Consider the following 14,119-nt stretch of genomic DNA (forward strand, 5'->3'; position numbering starts at 1 on the left):
GAAGCAGTGGCGGGGCATCGCGACCCGGTACGACAAGACCTCTCAGTCCTACAGAGCAGCCGTCACCCTCGCCTCACTCCTGATGTGGGCATGACATTTGAAGACACGCCCTAGCCCAACTGGTGACCGACACCGTCAGGGCCGCGGTCGCGGCGATGAAGTCCCTGCGGAGCATGCGCCCTCTCCCATCCGCCAGGCCGCCGAGTAGCGCCAGGTTCTGCGGCAGCTCCCAGCCCGCGCTGTTGCGGCAGTCCTGCAGGAGCCGGGTGAAGCGCCCGCCGGTGCCCAGGACTTCGTCATAGGCCGCGACCACGTCGGCAGTCAAGGCCCGGTTTCCGTTCTCGACGTTGCGCAGGTAGCTCTCGGCGTACCCGGCGCCGGCGGAGAACCGCACCCAGACCAGGCCCGAAGCGCGTCGGGCCTGCCGCAGTTGCTCGCGAATCCGGTCAGGCGTCACAGGGGTACCTCAGGAATGGGATCGGTGCTGGATCGGGTCGTTCCATTGTCCCGTCCCGGACCCCGGGATGTACTCGATCCACAGGGTTTTCTCCCTGGGGCCGCAGGTGCGCAGCCGCCCCTGCCCCGGCGCGTGCCCCCCTTCAGGCACAGGTCCGCGCGATGCGGCTCGTTTCGACACCGATTCTCAGGAGTGACAGATGAGCACGCCCACCATCGAGCAACCCACCACCGGCGTTGCGCCCGTCCCGCACGACTCCGGCGCCGGCGAGGGTCCCGGCGCGGCCGACCCGTTTGCGTTCGACATCGGTTTCATCGAGGGCACCCCGGCCAGCGAGTCGATCCTGGCATGCAGCACCGGGGACACCTGCGGCAGCTCCTGCCCCAGCGCCTGCGCCACCTCCTAAACCGACCAGGCCAGCAACCCGGTGGTGCGGGTCGGCCGGCCCGATCCGCGCCACCGCACCCACCAGAGGAAGGGAGGGCACAGATGACGCGTTCTCGACGCACCCTGTACCGGGGGACCGGACAGGGGATGCTGCGCGCGGCGGTCGCCCGAACGGTGCCGGACATGGCGCCGTGGCCGCAGGCCGACGCGCCCATCGAGCAGTGGCGGGCGTGGCTGGACTCCGTGTGGGCACAGGAGTCGTTCCGGGAGGCGGTGGAAGCCGCCAGCCCAGACCTGGCCGGCCGGGTGCAGGCCCTGGTGACCGGGCACACGCCCAAGCCACGGCGGGTGCGGCGGGCGGCGCTGGCCCTGGCCCGCTACGCGCTGCGGTCCGCGCACCGCTCCACCCCCTACGGGCTGTTCGCCGGAGTGGCACCGGTGGCGTTCGGCGACACCGTCCACATGGAGATCGGCGCGGAACACCGGGTGGTGTCCCGCCCCGATCCGGTGGGCTTGGACGCGGCGATCCGCACCTGGCAGGCCACCCCTGAGCATCTGGCCGAGGTGGAGGTGTGCGTCAACACCCTGGCCCGCCAGCGGGGCGACCGAGTCCATGTCCCGGCCGAGGGGGACGCCGAGTACACGCTCGCGTGGACGCCGGTGCTCGCCCTGGTGCTGGAGGTCACCCGCGCCCCGATCCGGTTCGCCACCCTGGCGGGCAAGGTCGCCGCCCAGTTCCCCGACGTGCCCGCCCCCCGCCGGCTGGCCGCACTCGCCGAGCTGGTGTGGGTGGGGCTGCTGCTGTCGTCGCTGCGCGCCCCGGCCACCCTGACCGACGCGACCGTGCCCCTCCCGGAGGCGGTGCAACGGCAGGCGGAGGCCCTGCCGGCGGCGTCGGACCTGCTGCTGGATGCCACTGTGCGGCTGCCCGCCGCGGTGGCGGTGGAGGCGGAGACGGCCGCGACCGTACTGACCCGCCTGTCCCCCGCACCGACCGGGACCGCGGCCTGGGCCCGGTACGCCGACCGGTTCACCGACCGCTACGGCGACGCGGTGGTGCCGCTGAACCAGGTCACGGCCGACCTGGGGCTGCCCGAGGGGTTCGAGAAGCCGTCCTCACCACCGCGTCCCATGAAGCTGCGCGACCGGCTGCTGCTGGACCTGGCCGGGACCGCCGCCCTCCAGGGACGCCGGTCGGTGACCCTCACCGAAGAGATGATCGAACGCCTGGAGGCCGCCGCAGGTGAGCGCGAGCAAACCCCGCCGCACCTGGAGGTGTGCGCCCAGGTCCACGCCCCCACACCACACGCCCTCCAAGCAGGGCGGTTTCGGCTGCACGTGGTAACCGTCTCCCGCGCCGCCGGGTCGATGACCGGCCGCTTCTGGCACCTGCTCCCTCACATGCCCCGGTCCTACGCTGGCCTGCCCACCGTCGCCCCCGGCACCGAAGCGGTGCAACTGTCCTTCCACCCCGCCCGGGTGGCGGCCGACCTGCTCACCCGCGCCCCGCAGGTGCTGCCCCGCCTGATCAGCGTCGGCGAGTTCCGCCACCCCGCCCCTGGGGTGCTGTTCCCGGCCGACCTGGCCATCGGCCAGGACGGGGGCCGCCTGTTCCTATGCGAGACCGCCACCAGGCAGCGCCTGGAGGCGCTCGCCCCCACCGCCCTGAACTTCGTGTGGAACCACTACACCCCGCCCCTGGTCCGGTTCCTGGCCGAGATCGCCCGCGCCCGCACCCCGCAGGTAACCGGGTTCGAGTGGGGCGCGGCGTGGACGCTGCCGTTCACCCCCGCTGTGCACTACCGCAGATCGGTCCTGGTGCCCGCCCGGTGGAAGCTCCAAGCCCGGGACCTGCCCGGCCGCACCGCGCCCTCGCAGGTGTGGGAGGACCGGTTCGACACCTGGCGGGCCCAGTCCGGTGTCCCCGACCGGGTGCTGCTGGTCCAGGACGACCAACAACTCCCCTTGGACCTCACGAAGCCGATGCATGTTTCGTGCCGGGTGTGATGGAGGCTCTCAAACCTGGGAAGGATGAGAGACATGCCAGCACCGAGGAAGTACCCCGATGAGCTGCGCGAACGTGCCACCCGGATGGTCGTGGAGGCCCGCCGGAACCCGGCCACGCGCCCCGGGGCGATCGCCCGGATCGGCGACCAGCTCGGCGTCAACCGCGAGACCCTGCGCAACTGGGTGAGCCAGGCCGAGGTCGACGCCGGAGACCGGCCCGGGACCACCACCGACCAGGCCCAGCGTCTGGCCGAGCTCGAGCGCGAGGTGCGCGAGCTCCGGCGGGCCAACGCGATTGTGAAGTCGGCCTCGGCTTTCTTCGCGGCGGAGCTCGACCGCCCGCACACCAGGTAACGGCCTACATCGACCTGTACCGGCAGGAGTTCGGGGTCGAGCCGATCTGCGAGGTGTTGCAGGTCGCCCCGTCCACCTACTACGCGGCCAAGAGCCGGGCCCCGTCGCTGCGCTCGCGCACCGACGAGGCCACCACCGAAAAGATCCACACGGTGCACGCCGACAACTACGGCGTCTACGGGGTGCGCAAGGTCCACGCCGAACTCGACCGCCAGGGCCACCGGGTGGCCCGCTGCACCGTCCACCGACTGATGAAACGCGCGGGTCTGCGCGGCATCACCCGCGGTAAGAGCCCTCGGACCACCGTGCCGGGACCGGCTCCCGATACCCGCCCGGACCTGGTGGAGCGCTCCTTCTCCGCGGACGCTCCGAACCGGTTGTGGGTCGCCGACATCACCTACATCCGCACCTTTGCCGGTTGGGTCTGCGCGGCATTCGTGATCGATGTGTTCTCCCGCCGCGTGGTGGGCTGGCAGGTGTCGAAGTCGCTGCGCGCCGGCCCGGCCCTGGACGCACTGGAGATGGCGGTGTGGAACCGGGCGCACGTGGGCCGGCGCATCGACGGCCTGGTCCACCACTCCGACCGAGGAGTCCAGTACCTCGCGGTGCGCTACACCCAGCGCCTGGCCGAGGCGGGCGCGGTGGCCTCGGTGGGCACCACCGGGGACTCCTGTGACAACGCCCTGGCCGAGGCGTTCCACTCGTTGTTCAAAGCAGAGTTGGTCCGCAACCGCGGCCCCTGGAGGAACCTGGACCACCTCGAGATCGCGGTGGCCGAGTACGTGGACTGGTTCAACCACCGCCGCCTGCACGGCGAGATCGGCCTGGTCCCGCCGTCGGAGTTCGAGGACAGCTTCTATGGGCAGCGGGTCGGGTCAACAGAAGGCGAAGCGTTGGTTCCGAGCCTCCAATAAACCCGGCACGAAACAGTTCAGCGTCCTGGTTTCCGGGACCCTGAACGTCGGTTCATCCCCACGTGCGTGGGGCTTGGCGGCGCCGCGCGAACTCGAGATCCTGGCAGTCAGGTTCATCCCCACGTGCGTGGGGCTTGGCGCATCTGCATCTGTTCGCGCACGTAGGTTCCCGGTTCATCCCCACGTGCGTGGGGCTTGGATCCCCACCGTCCGAGCAGACGCGGCCTGACGCGGTTCATCCCCACGTGCGTGGGGCTTGGGTCCGTCGTCGGCATCCTCACCCGGGTGATCTCGGTTCATCCCCACGTGCGTGGGGCTTGGACGACAACAGCGTCGACATGGGGGGGAGCACGCGGTTCATCCCCACGTGCGTGGGGCTTGGCTGACCAACGTCCTTTTTGATTCGTTGTTCGAAGGTTCATCCCCACGTGCGTGGGGCTTGGCACGGCGATGAAAATCGCTCACTCAATGTGAACGGTTCATCCCCACGTGCGTGGGGCTTGGTCCGCCAGACCCGCACGGTGTCGGATGGTCGGCGGTTCATCCCCACGTGCGTGGGGCTTGGTCGGGGCGTACCCACGCGCGGCGTTCGATGCCGGTTCATCCCCACGTGCGTGGGGCTTGGGGATCGCTACGTCACTCACGACCGGAGGGCGGCGGTTCATCCCCACGTGCGTGGGGCTTGGGCGGGGCCGCTGCGACTTCGCTCCATTCCCGCAGGTTCATCCCCACGTGCGTGGGGCTTGGATCAACGAGATCTCCGCGAAACTCCGTGAGCACGGTTCATCCCCACGTGCGTGGGGCTTGGGACGAGGTGCCCTACCAGCTGTGCACCAGCTACGGTTCATCCCCACGTGCGTGGGGCTTGGATCGCCGAGGACGGCGTGCAGGCCACCGTGGACGGTTCATCCCCACGTGCGTGGGGCTTGGCCCGGACCGGATCGCTCCGTCCCACAGGTTGACGGTTCATCCCCACGTGCGTGGGGCTTGGGTCAGGGCGTCGGCCTCACCGGTGCCGAACAGCGGTTCATCCCCACGTGCGTGGGGCTTGGGGTGGTGTGGGCGCGCATCGCGGCCACGTCGCCGGTTCATCCCCACGTGCGTGGGGCTTGGGCGGGCCTCACCGCCCTCATCTGAACCATTAACGGTTCATCCCCACGTGCGTGGGGCTTGGTCATGGATCAGCACCAGCGACGCCGCCGCCTACGGTTCATCCCCACGTGCGTGGGGCTTGGGGACCCCCGCCCCCCGGGGCCGGACCGGACCGCGGTTCATCCCCACGTGCGTGGGGCTTGGTCGGCGACCGCGCCGACCACCGCGACGCCAACCGGTTCATCCCCACGTGCGTGGGGCTTGGTCGGCGACCGCGCCGACCACCGCGACGCCAACCGGTTCATCCCCACGTGCGTGGGGCTTGGTCGATCTCGACGAGCCGCGCCAGCAGGGCGGCCGGTTCATCCCCACGTGCGTGGGGCTTGGGGGGTCCAAAAACCGCGCCGTGCTCACCAGTACGGTTCATCCCCACGTGCGTGGGGCTTGGTGTTAATGACCTGCGACTATGCGGAACGTTATCTCTGCGTTATCTTGCCTGAGGATGTCATCCAGGAAGACCTGACCACTACGAGACAGTCTGCCAGAAACACCGAGTCATTCTCGGTGAGAGGTAAAGGATACGACGGCTACCCGTCCCACCGAACGGCTCACCAGATACGCAGAGGCAGGCAGTAGGGAGTTCCCGGCACGGGGGCGCTTTGGCATCGGTAGAGGGACCTACTCGATGATCTTGAGCCTTCTGCCCGTTTCGGGGGCTGGAAGGGCGGAAAGCTCAAGATCATCCCGGGGTGAGGGCGGAACCGGTCTCCGAACCGCCGCACCACGGACCCCCGCACCGGAGGCTCCCTGCCTCCCATGTCATCCAGCACCATAGCTACCTGGAAGACCCTGACGACAGAGGGTCTTGAACGGGGCCTTACCCATGACTTTCAGACCTCCCATCGAATCGCCCTCACCCCGGAGGATCCCGAGGAGCCGATGCCACCCCGGGTTAGCATGGCTGAGGGATGCATCAGGTATGCACGGAAAGGCCCCCGGCGATCTCGCCGGGGGCCTTTCCGTTGGCTGGTTAGACCAGATCGGCCTTCACCTCAGCTAAAAACTCCCGCCACGCGGTAGTGCCGAACACGAGGTGGCCGTTGCCCGTGTTCTGCGAGTCTCGGACTGCTACAGCGCGGGACGTGTCCGCGACCTCGACGCAGTTCTGCGTCGTTGATCCGCTGTAGCTGGACTTTCGGAAAACCAGGGGGGGCGTTTCAGGCATGATGCCTCTTCTACAGGGACGTCAATCTGTTGCGGATGAGTTCGCGGGACTCGTCGGGGGACAGCGCCTCGGCCTGCACGTAGTCGTAGATGTGCTGGTAACGACGGATCTCCTCGGGTTTCTCGAGGTAGATCTCCTCCGACATCACCTCCAGGTACACCACAGGGTGGTCCGGCAGAGGGAAGTCCATGATGACAAACTGCCCGGTCATCGCGGCGTGCGGCCCCTTACTGAGAGGGAGTACCTGAATCCCGACGTTGGGTCTGCTACCCACTTCCAGAAGGTGCTCAAGCTGCCCGGACAGTTCAGGCGTCATGCGCAGCAGGGCGGCTTCGTCGATGACCGCCCAGTAACTCGGGGCATCGCTCCGCATGAAAACCTGTTTGCGGAACATCCGCGCCTGCACCCTGCGGTCGATGTCGGCCTCATCACCTACAAGGCCGTTGCCTCGGATAACAGCGCGAGCGTAGTCCTCGGTCTGCAACAGGCCCGGAACGGTCATCGACTCGAAGGTCCGGATAACCGATGCTTCCGCCTCCAGACCGACGAACTGGCCAGAGCCCAGCGCATCACCAAACGAAGCCCACCAACCTTTCTGGTTGGCTTCTTTTGCAAGAGCCGCGTAGGCGGCACGCTCCTCGGGGGCATCGATGTCGTAGATGTCGAGCAGCATGTTGACGTCGTCGGTGCGCAGCCGCTTCCAGTCACCGACTTCGAGTCGGGTCAGCTTGGACTCCGACCAGCCCCGGGGGCGGCCCGATCGAAGCTTCGCTTCGTTGGCGACCCACTTGGCGGTGTAACCACGCTGTTCTCTGGCTTCCCGCAGTAGACGCGAGAGGCGTCGGCGGCGAAGTGTCGGGCTGCTGGCCACGTCCTGTGCGCTCCTTGTATCGCAACGATCTCGCTGTCCGGATCCTACGCCGCTCCTCGACGAACCAGACATTTCACACACCACCCATTGATGCTAGAGACATGCGCCATCATTCACGACATCCTTTTTAATTTGGGACTTGCAAATCTATACGCATGCGGTGAACATGTAGCCACCTGATGTTTCCTGCCGGACCTCCCATCCGGCCCTTCCCGAGGAGTCCGCTCATGCGACTCGTCCGTTCTCTCGTCATGCCCTGGGCGGCGTTGCCGTCGTTCCTGGCTCCGCCTCCCCGTCGGGTGGCCCGGCACGCGCGCACGTCCCGGCCTGCGGCAACCCGGCCTGCCGTTCCCCGCACCGCCGCGCCCCGCACCGCCGTTCCCGGGGTTCCGTCGCCGCGCCGCCCCGGCTGGGCGCGGCCCCTGGCCCGTACGGTGGCGGTGCCGCCCGACCGGGTGCGTTTCGCCGAGGTCGCCCGGGCCCACCGGGCGTTGTGGGCGCTGTCCTACGACCCGGCCCAGGGCGCGTCCTTCCAGGCCCGTCACCGGGTCATCGGCACCCTGGTGGTGGCGGCCAGTGATCTGGAGGCGTTGGACTTCGCGCTCGCCGAGTTCGTTGCGCCTTCGCACGCGCGCGGCTACCTGGCCCGCCACCGCGACCGCGGCGTTGTCCGGCGCGCTTCGGCGGTGGTCTGATGCTCGACCTGACCCCCGAGGAGGCGCGCCGCCTGCGGCGGCTGGCCGACCAGATCGCGGCCCAGACCCAGGACCGCGCCTACTGGCTCATCGGGGTGCGGCACACCTGTCTGGCCCTGCTCGCCGAGGTGTCGGCGTGGCTGGGCGACGGCTGCGCCCGCCGCCGCCCCGGTCTGGGCACCGGGTGCGTGCGCCCCAGCGCCCATCCGGGGTCCTGTCTGGACGCCTTCGGTCACGCCTGGACCCACGACCCCGACGGGAGCACCGCGCCGTGACCGCCTTCCACGAGGTCCCGCCGCCGTCCTTCGACGGCGCGGCGGCGGCCTTCGCCACCACCCTGGCCGGGGTCCCCGCCAACGTCGCCGTGGCGCGGCGCTGGACGCGCGGCGTGCTGGCCCTGGCCCCGGGAGCCCGGGTTCCGGAGCCGGTGGTGGACACCGCCGTCCTGCTGGTGTCCGAGTGCGCCGCCAACGCCGTCACCCACACCCCCAGCGGACGGCCCGGCCAGGTGTTCGGCGTGCACGTGCGGGTGGCGCCGGGGCGGTTGCGCGCCGAGGTGCGCGACCGGCGCCCCCACGGCTCGGCGGCCCCGCGCGCCGTGGACGCCGCCCCCGACGCCGAGCACGGGCGCGGCCTGGCCCTGGTCCACGCCCTGTCCACCACCTGGGGGCCCCTGCCGTCGGCCTCGGGGGTGTTCTTCACCCTCACCTGGCCGCAGGCCCCGCCCCCGGTCCCCGACCCCTGACCACTGACCCCCGACCGGGGCAGGGCAGGGCTCTCAGCCGTCCAGGAGTGCTCCCAGGACGGCGGCCGGGTCGGTTCCGGGGCTGCCCGCGGGCCACCAGTCGCCGCTTTCGCGCCGGTAGGGGTACCACCGGCCGTCGGTGCCCCGGCGCAGTTGGACGCCCTGCCCGGCGAGCGTCCACCGGTTGCGCCACAGGCGCGCCTCCGGCGGGGCCCCGCCCTCCCACACCTCGGCCAGCGCGCTCCGGGCACGGGCCATCTCGACCCTCGGCGGGCTCCACGGCCGTTCGAGGACGTCCAGGCCGACCGCGCCGCCCTGGCGCCAGGCGCGCACCGCGCGCTCCAGGCCGCCGGGGCGGCCGCACGCCTGCTCCAGGCGGGCGCGGATCCGCCCTTCGGGGTGGGACGCGGCCAGGCGCACGGTGTCCTGCCACACGGTGAGCGACGGCGGCGTCCGGCCCCGCAACAGCTCGCCCGCGCGCGCGGCGGCGTCGGCCGCGAGCAGCCGCAGCGCCCCCGCGTCGACGCCCGGGGCGTCCGGCAGCTCCGGCGGCGCGCCCCCGGGCGGGAGCGGCCCCGGGTCGGGCAGCGGCCGGGGCTCCTCCGCGTAGGCGCGCGCGGCCGGGACCCCCTCGCCCCGCCTCTCCGCCTCCGGGCCGGGGACGCCGCCCGCGCCGCGCCGCCGGAGCTCGTCCAGCAGCGCGTGCTCGGCGCGGCCCCGCATGAGCAGCAGCAGGAAGGGGTCCTCGTCCAGCAGCCAGGCCGTCTGGTAGCACAGGGCCGCGGCGTGCCGGCAGGGGAACTCCCAGTCGGGGCAGTCGCACTCGGGTTCGAGGTCGTCGGAGCCGGGCAGCAGCCGCACTCCCGCGTCCTCGGCGGAGCTCACCAGATCGTGCGGCACGTCCCGGTCCAGCAGGGCGGCGATGTGCCCGGCCTTGGCGGCCACCTGGGCCAGGAAGCGGTCCCATTCGGCGTCGGTGAGCGGCGTGACGTACACGACGGTCCGGTAGCTGCCGCCGGCGTCGTGCACGGGCGCGGCGATGCGCCCGGGGCTGACGGTGATGGTGCCGACATGCCCGGTCCGGGCGTAGGCGCGGCCCTTCCTGAGGGGCTCCGCGTCCAGCGCGGTCTCCTCCACCGCTCCGACCCAGGCCCGCCCCCACCAGGTCCGGCCGCCGCCCTTGGCTCCGCGCCCCTTCAGCGCGGGGAAGGCGGGGAACCCGCGGGCTTCGTCGGAGGCGCGGGCGCGCTGTTCGCTCAACGGGTGCTCCTGAGGGCCACGAGGTCGGACAGTTCGGCGTCGGAAAGCTCGCTCAGGGCTTTCTCCCCGGAGCCGAGGACGGCGTCGGCGAGTTCGCGCTTGGCCGCCAGCATGTCGGCGACGCGGTCCTCGACGGTGCCTTCGGCGATCATCCGGTGCACCTGGACGGGACGCGTCTGGCCGATGCGGTAGGCGCGGTCGGTGGCCTGCTCCTCCACGGCCGGGTTCCACCACCGGTCGTAGTGCACGACGTGGTCGGCGCGGGTGAGGTTGAGCCCGGTTCCCGCCGCCTTGAGCGACAGCAGGAAGACGGGGCACCGGCCGTCCTGGAAGGCGCGGACCATCTCCTCGCGCCGCGCCAGCGGGGTTCCGCCGTGCAGCAGCAGGGTGGGCACGCCGCGCTCGGCCAGGTGCCTCTCGATGAGCCGCGCCATCGCCACGTACTGGGTGAACACCAGGACCGTGCCGTCCTCGGCGAGGATCGTGGCGACGAGCTCGTCGAGCAGTTCGAGCTTGCCCGACCTCCCGTCCAGGCGGCCGCCGGCCTCCTTGAGGTACTGGGCGGGGTGGTTGCAGATCTGCTTGAGACCGGTGAGCAGCTTCATGACCAGGCCGCGCCGCGCCATCCCGTCGGCCTCGCGGATCCGCTCCATGGTCTCGCGCACCAGCGCCTCGTACAGGCCCGCCTGCTCGGGGGTGAGCGTGACGGGCCGGTCGGTCTCGGTCTTGGCGGGCAGTTCCGGCGCGATGCCCGGATCGCTCTTGCGGCGGCGCAGCAGGAACGGGCGGACCAGGCGGGACAGCCGCTCGGCGGCGTCGGGGTCGGTCCCCGACTCGACGGCCCCGGCCCAGCGCGAGCGGAACCCGCCGAGGCTGCCGAGCAGGCCCGGGGTGGTCCAGTCCAGGACGGCCCACAGCTCCGACAGGTTGTTCTCCACCGGGGTGCCGGTCAGCGCCACGCGCGCGTCTGCGCCGATGCGGCGCAGCGCCTTGGCGGTCGCCGACAGCGGGTTCTTGACGTGCTGGGCCTCGTCGGCCACGACCAGTCCCCAGTGCCGCTCCGCGAGGAGGTCAGCGTCCAGGCGCATGGTCCCGTAGGTGGTGAGCACGAACCCGCCGGGGTCCGCGTCCGGGGAGCGTCCCGCCCCGTGGAAGCGGCGCACGGGCGTGCCGGGCGCGAACCGGCGGATCTCGCGCTCCCAGTTGCCCAGGAGGGAGGCCGGGCACACCACGAGAGTGGGGCCCGCGCCGCCGTCGGTGTCGGCCGCGCGGCGCAGGTGCAGCGCGATGAGCGTGACGGTCTTCCCCAGCCCCATGTCGTCCGCCAGGCAGCCGCCCAGGCCGAGCGAGGTCATGCGGTCCAACCAGCGCAGGCCGCGCAGCTGGTAGTCGCGCAGGGTGGCGGCCAGCGCGGCGGGCGCGCCGACGGGTTCGCGGCCGCCGTCGGGGTCGCCGATGCGTTCGCGCAGCGCCTCCAGCCAGCCGCCGGGGGCGACCTCGACGCGCTCGCCGTCCACCTCGGTGGTGCCGGTCAGCGCCGCGCCGAGCGCGTCGATGGGGGTGATCGGCTTGAGTTCGGGCTCGCGCGCCCTGCGGGCCAGTTCGGGGTCGACGAGCACCCACTCGCCGCGCAGCCGCACGACGGGCCGGTGGGCTTCGGCGAGGGTGTCGAGTTCGGTCTCGGTGAGCGGGGTGCCGCCCAGCGCGATCCGCCAGTTGAAGGACAGCAGGTCCTCTCCCAGCAGGGCCCGCGTGTCCGAGGGCGCCGCCCCGGCCGCCTCCACGGCGGCGGTCGCGGTGAGGCCCCGGACGAGTTCGCGGGGCCAGTGCACCTGGACCCCGGCGTCGGCCAGGGCCGTCGCGGCCGCCCCCGTGAGGTCGGCGGCCTCGGTGTCGGCGAGCACGAGCCGGTCGGGCACCGGGGCCTCCAGGAGGCGCTCCAGCGGCGGCCACACCCGCGCGGCGCGCCGGATCGCGAGCGTGCTGTCGAGCCGGGCGCGCGCGCCGAAGCCGTGGTCGGCGCCGCGCCACAGCTCGGCGGCGTCGATGACCAGGGACGGGTCGGCGAGGCTGTGGGCCTGCGCGACGGCGTGGAAGGCGACTCCCTCCAGCCCGTCGCCCAGGGAGTCGACGCCGCCGGGGATCTCCAGTCGCAGCGAGAGGCACACCCCGGAGTCGAGGCCCGCCGCGACCTCCTCGGCCCACGGGCGCAGCCGCGGCACCCGTTGGGGTTCGGCCGCGGCGAACGGTTTGGAGCCGGTGAGCCGGGGCGCGGCCGCCGTGCGCGCCATCGTGTCGGCGACGGCGTCGAGGAAGCCGCGCACCAGGGCGTGCGCGTCGGGCAGCAGGGGCGGGTCGGTGCCCTCGACGGGGACGGCGCGCGCGTGGGGCGGCATGGCGGCGGCGAGCTCCCGGACGCCGCGCGCGTCGTCGGCGTCCAGCGGTCCCACCCGCCAGGCGTCGTGGTCGTCCTCGGACACGCCGGGCAGGATCCGGCCCCGGTGGACCAGGCGCAGCGCCGTGACGGCGGCGGCGCCCCAGAACGCGGCCGCCGGGTGCGGCGCGCTCCCGGCGCGGGCCGCGACGAGCACCCCGAGCGCGTCGGCGACGGGGAGGCGGAGCACCGGGACGGCCCCGACGCGCACGCCGTCGGGGGTCGGCCGGGCCAGGACGAGTTCGCCCCGCTCCCCCTCCGGGGCGGGGAGTCCGCCGCCGTCCGGATCCCAGAACGCCATCGTCGCGGCGCGCGGCGGGTCGCCCGCCTCGAACACGGCGGCGCAGCGTGCCAGGCGCGCCGCCTCTGCCTCGGTCAGTGCCATGGGGGCGTGTGCTTCCCTTCGTGGGCTCCGGTGCGTACGGGCTTCGCAACGAACGGCGCGGCCGCGGGGATTCCCCTCGACCGCCTTTTCCACCGGCCGAGCGCCCGGTCGCGGCGCGCGGGCAGGGGGTGGAGGACCGCGGTGGGCGGCAGCGGCCACACCGGCACCATAAGGGCGGGGACGAGCCCGGCGGCGAGGCCGGGGCTCCTGCGCACGCCGCCGGAGTACCGCCTGACGGGTTTCCCTCCGCTGTCGGTGGGGTCGAAACCGTCCAGAGCCCGACCGCCCCCGTGCTCCTTGTCCGGGCCGTCGGCGGCGGCCGCGTGATCCGTGGGGTTCACCGCGCCCTCCTCCGCTCTGCGGCCGACTTTTCCGTACACTGTACCGTATGGTATACGGTCAAGCGGGCCGCGCGGCCGGGAGCCGGCCGCGCGGGACGCCGGGCCCGCCCCGGGCGGCACGTAGGATGACCGCATCATGACCACGGAGCACACCAGCGGCACCTCGGACCCCGCCCGCAGCCTGGCCCTGCTGTGGCGCGGCGGCGAACGCGCCGGGCGCAGGGGGAAGCACGACCTGAGCGTGGACCGCGTCGTGCGCGCGGCGATCGAACTGGCCGACACCGAGGGCGTGGCCGCGCTGTCCATGCGCAAGGTCGCCGAACGCCTCGGCGTGGGCACCATGTCCCTCTACACGTACGTGCCGGGCAAGAGCGAGCTCGTCGACGTCATGGTGGACACCGTCCACGGCGAGCTCGGGCGGCACCACGAGGCCCCCGGGGGCTGGCGGGCCCGTCTGGAGCTCATCGCCCGGGACAACTGGGCGCTGTGCCACCGCCACCCGTGGCTGCTCCAGGTGCTGACCAGCAGGCCTCCCTTGGGCCCGAACATCTCGCTCGACTACGAGTACCAGCTGCGCGCGATCGACGGGATCGGCCTGAGCGACCTGGAGATGGACTCGGTCACGACCCTGGTCACGGGATACGTCCACGGCGCGGCCCGGGGCTCGGTCGACGCCGCCCGCGACCAGCGCGACTCCGGCCTGACCGACGAGCAGTGGTGGGACACCCAGGCGCCGTTCCTGAGGAAGGTCATGGAGCCCGGGCGCTTCCCCGTCTCCAGCCGGGTCGGCGCGGCGGCCGGCGAGGCGTACAACGCCGCCTCCGACCCCGACCAGGCCTTCGAGTTCGGCCTGGCACGCGTCCTGGACGGCCTCCAGGTGTTCATCGACCGGAAAGCGGACGCGGCCCCGGAGCGGTGACGAGGCCGTTCACCCCGGGGTTCTCCCCGCCTG

The 14,119-nt window shown here is 72.2% G+C and carries 12 protein-coding genes, 1 CRISPR repeat array and 1 other annotated feature; of the genes, 7 read left to right on the top strand and 5 right to left on the bottom strand.

The window, feature by feature from the left end:
• Positions 1–73 precede the first annotated feature (73 nt).
• Complete coding sequence (locus EV190_RS20085; protein ID WP_133743153.1) at positions 74–457, bottom strand: helix-turn-helix domain-containing protein; 384 nt, start codon at positions 455–457, stop codon at positions 74–76.
• 199 nt (positions 458–656) lie between these two features.
• Between EV190_RS20085 and EV190_RS20090 the strand changes: the two genes are divergently transcribed.
• The 3 genes from EV190_RS20090 to EV190_RS20100 all read left to right on the top strand — a co-directional run bounded on the left by EV190_RS20090 (position 657) and on the right by EV190_RS20100 (position 4,119).
• The gene (locus EV190_RS20090) at positions 657–863 is read left to right on the top strand and encodes an FxLD family lanthipeptide (RefSeq protein ID WP_133743154.1); all 207 of its coding nucleotides are present in this window, start codon (positions 657–659) and stop codon (positions 861–863) included.
• Between the two features lie 83 nt (positions 864–946).
• Positions 947–2,851, top strand: a complete 1,905-nt coding sequence (locus EV190_RS20095) for a lantibiotic dehydratase family protein (protein ID WP_208113257.1) — start codon at positions 947–949, stop codon at positions 2,849–2,851.
• Between the two features lie 33 nt (positions 2,852–2,884).
• Positions 2,885–4,119, top strand: a protein-coding gene (locus tag EV190_RS20100) for an IS3 family transposase (RefSeq protein WP_243742690.1) whose coding sequence is annotated in 2 segments (ribosomal slippage) — positions 2,885–3,164 and positions 3,164–4,119 — 1,236 coding nt in all. Because the reading frame shifts where the segments join, the coding sequence is not laid out codon by codon here.
• Positions 3,163–3,276 (top strand) — a sequence feature (AL1L pseudoknot). (Overlaps the previous gene by 114 nt.)
• Positions 4,120–4,167: 48 nt before the next feature.
• Positions 4,168–5,659: direct repeats of the CRISPR family, unit length 29 nt; unit sequence CGGTTCATCCCCACGTGCGTGGGGCTTGG.
• 582 nt (positions 5,660–6,241) lie between these two features.
• Here EV190_RS20100 and EV190_RS20105 read toward each other — a convergent pair.
• Together EV190_RS20105 and EV190_RS20110 are read right to left on the bottom strand one after the other, a co-directional pair.
• Entirely contained in the window at positions 6,242–6,436 is a 195-nt protein-coding gene (locus EV190_RS20105) for a DUF397 domain-containing protein (protein ID WP_133743155.1), read from the bottom strand.
• Positions 6,437–6,446: 10 nt separating this feature from the next.
• Positions 6,447–7,307 carry a helix-turn-helix domain-containing protein gene (locus EV190_RS20110; RefSeq protein ID WP_133743156.1) on the bottom strand — a complete coding sequence of 287 codons (861 nt, stop codon included), beginning with the start codon at positions 7,305–7,307 and terminating at the stop codon, positions 6,447–6,449.
• A gap of 227 nt (positions 7,308–7,534) precedes the next feature.
• On the opposite strand from EV190_RS20110, the gene EV190_RS23545 reads away from it, so the two are divergent.
• Genes EV190_RS23545 through EV190_RS23555 form a run of 3 tightly spaced genes read left to right on the top strand, consistent with a single transcriptional unit; the run spans position 7,535 to position 8,747 of the window.
• Positions 7,535–8,002 (top strand): hypothetical protein, encoded by a 468-nt coding sequence (locus EV190_RS23545; protein ID WP_166655513.1) that lies wholly within the window; start codon positions 7,535–7,537, stop codon positions 8,000–8,002.
• Complete coding sequence (locus EV190_RS23550; RefSeq protein ID WP_166655514.1) at positions 8,002–8,277, top strand: hypothetical protein; 276 nt, start codon at positions 8,002–8,004, stop codon at positions 8,275–8,277. Before EV190_RS23545 ends, EV190_RS23550 begins: the two co-directional genes overlap by 1 nt.
• Positions 8,274–8,747 (top strand): ATP-binding protein, encoded by a 474-nt coding sequence (locus EV190_RS23555; RefSeq protein ID WP_166655515.1) that lies wholly within the window; start codon positions 8,274–8,276, stop codon positions 8,745–8,747. The genes EV190_RS23550 and EV190_RS23555 overlap by 4 nt, the downstream gene beginning before the upstream one ends.
• Before the next feature lie 33 nt (positions 8,748–8,780).
• Here the strand turns inward: EV190_RS23555 and EV190_RS20125 are convergent, their stop codons facing one another.
• Positions 8,781–10,007, bottom strand: a complete 1,227-nt coding sequence (locus tag EV190_RS20125; protein ID WP_133743158.1) for an SWIM zinc finger family protein — start codon at positions 10,005–10,007, stop codon at positions 8,781–8,783.
• Positions 10,004–12,826, bottom strand: coding sequence for a DEAD/DEAH box helicase (locus tag EV190_RS20130; protein ID WP_133743159.1), 2,823 nt, complete (start codon positions 12,824–12,826; stop codon positions 10,004–10,006). Before EV190_RS20130 ends, EV190_RS20125 begins: the two co-directional genes overlap by 4 nt.
• A gap of 477 nt (positions 12,827–13,303) precedes the next feature.
• Here EV190_RS20130 and EV190_RS20135 point away from each other — a divergent pair, with 477 nt between their 5' ends.
• Entirely contained in the window at positions 13,304–14,086 is a 783-nt protein-coding gene (locus tag EV190_RS20135) for a TetR/AcrR family transcriptional regulator (RefSeq protein WP_133743160.1), read from the top strand.
• The last annotated feature ends 33 nt before the right edge of the window (positions 14,087–14,119 follow it).

The organism is Actinorugispora endophytica (assembly GCF_004363075.1).
GTDB classification, from domain to species: domain Bacteria; phylum Actinomycetota; class Actinomycetes; order Streptosporangiales; family Streptosporangiaceae; genus Actinorugispora; species Actinorugispora endophytica.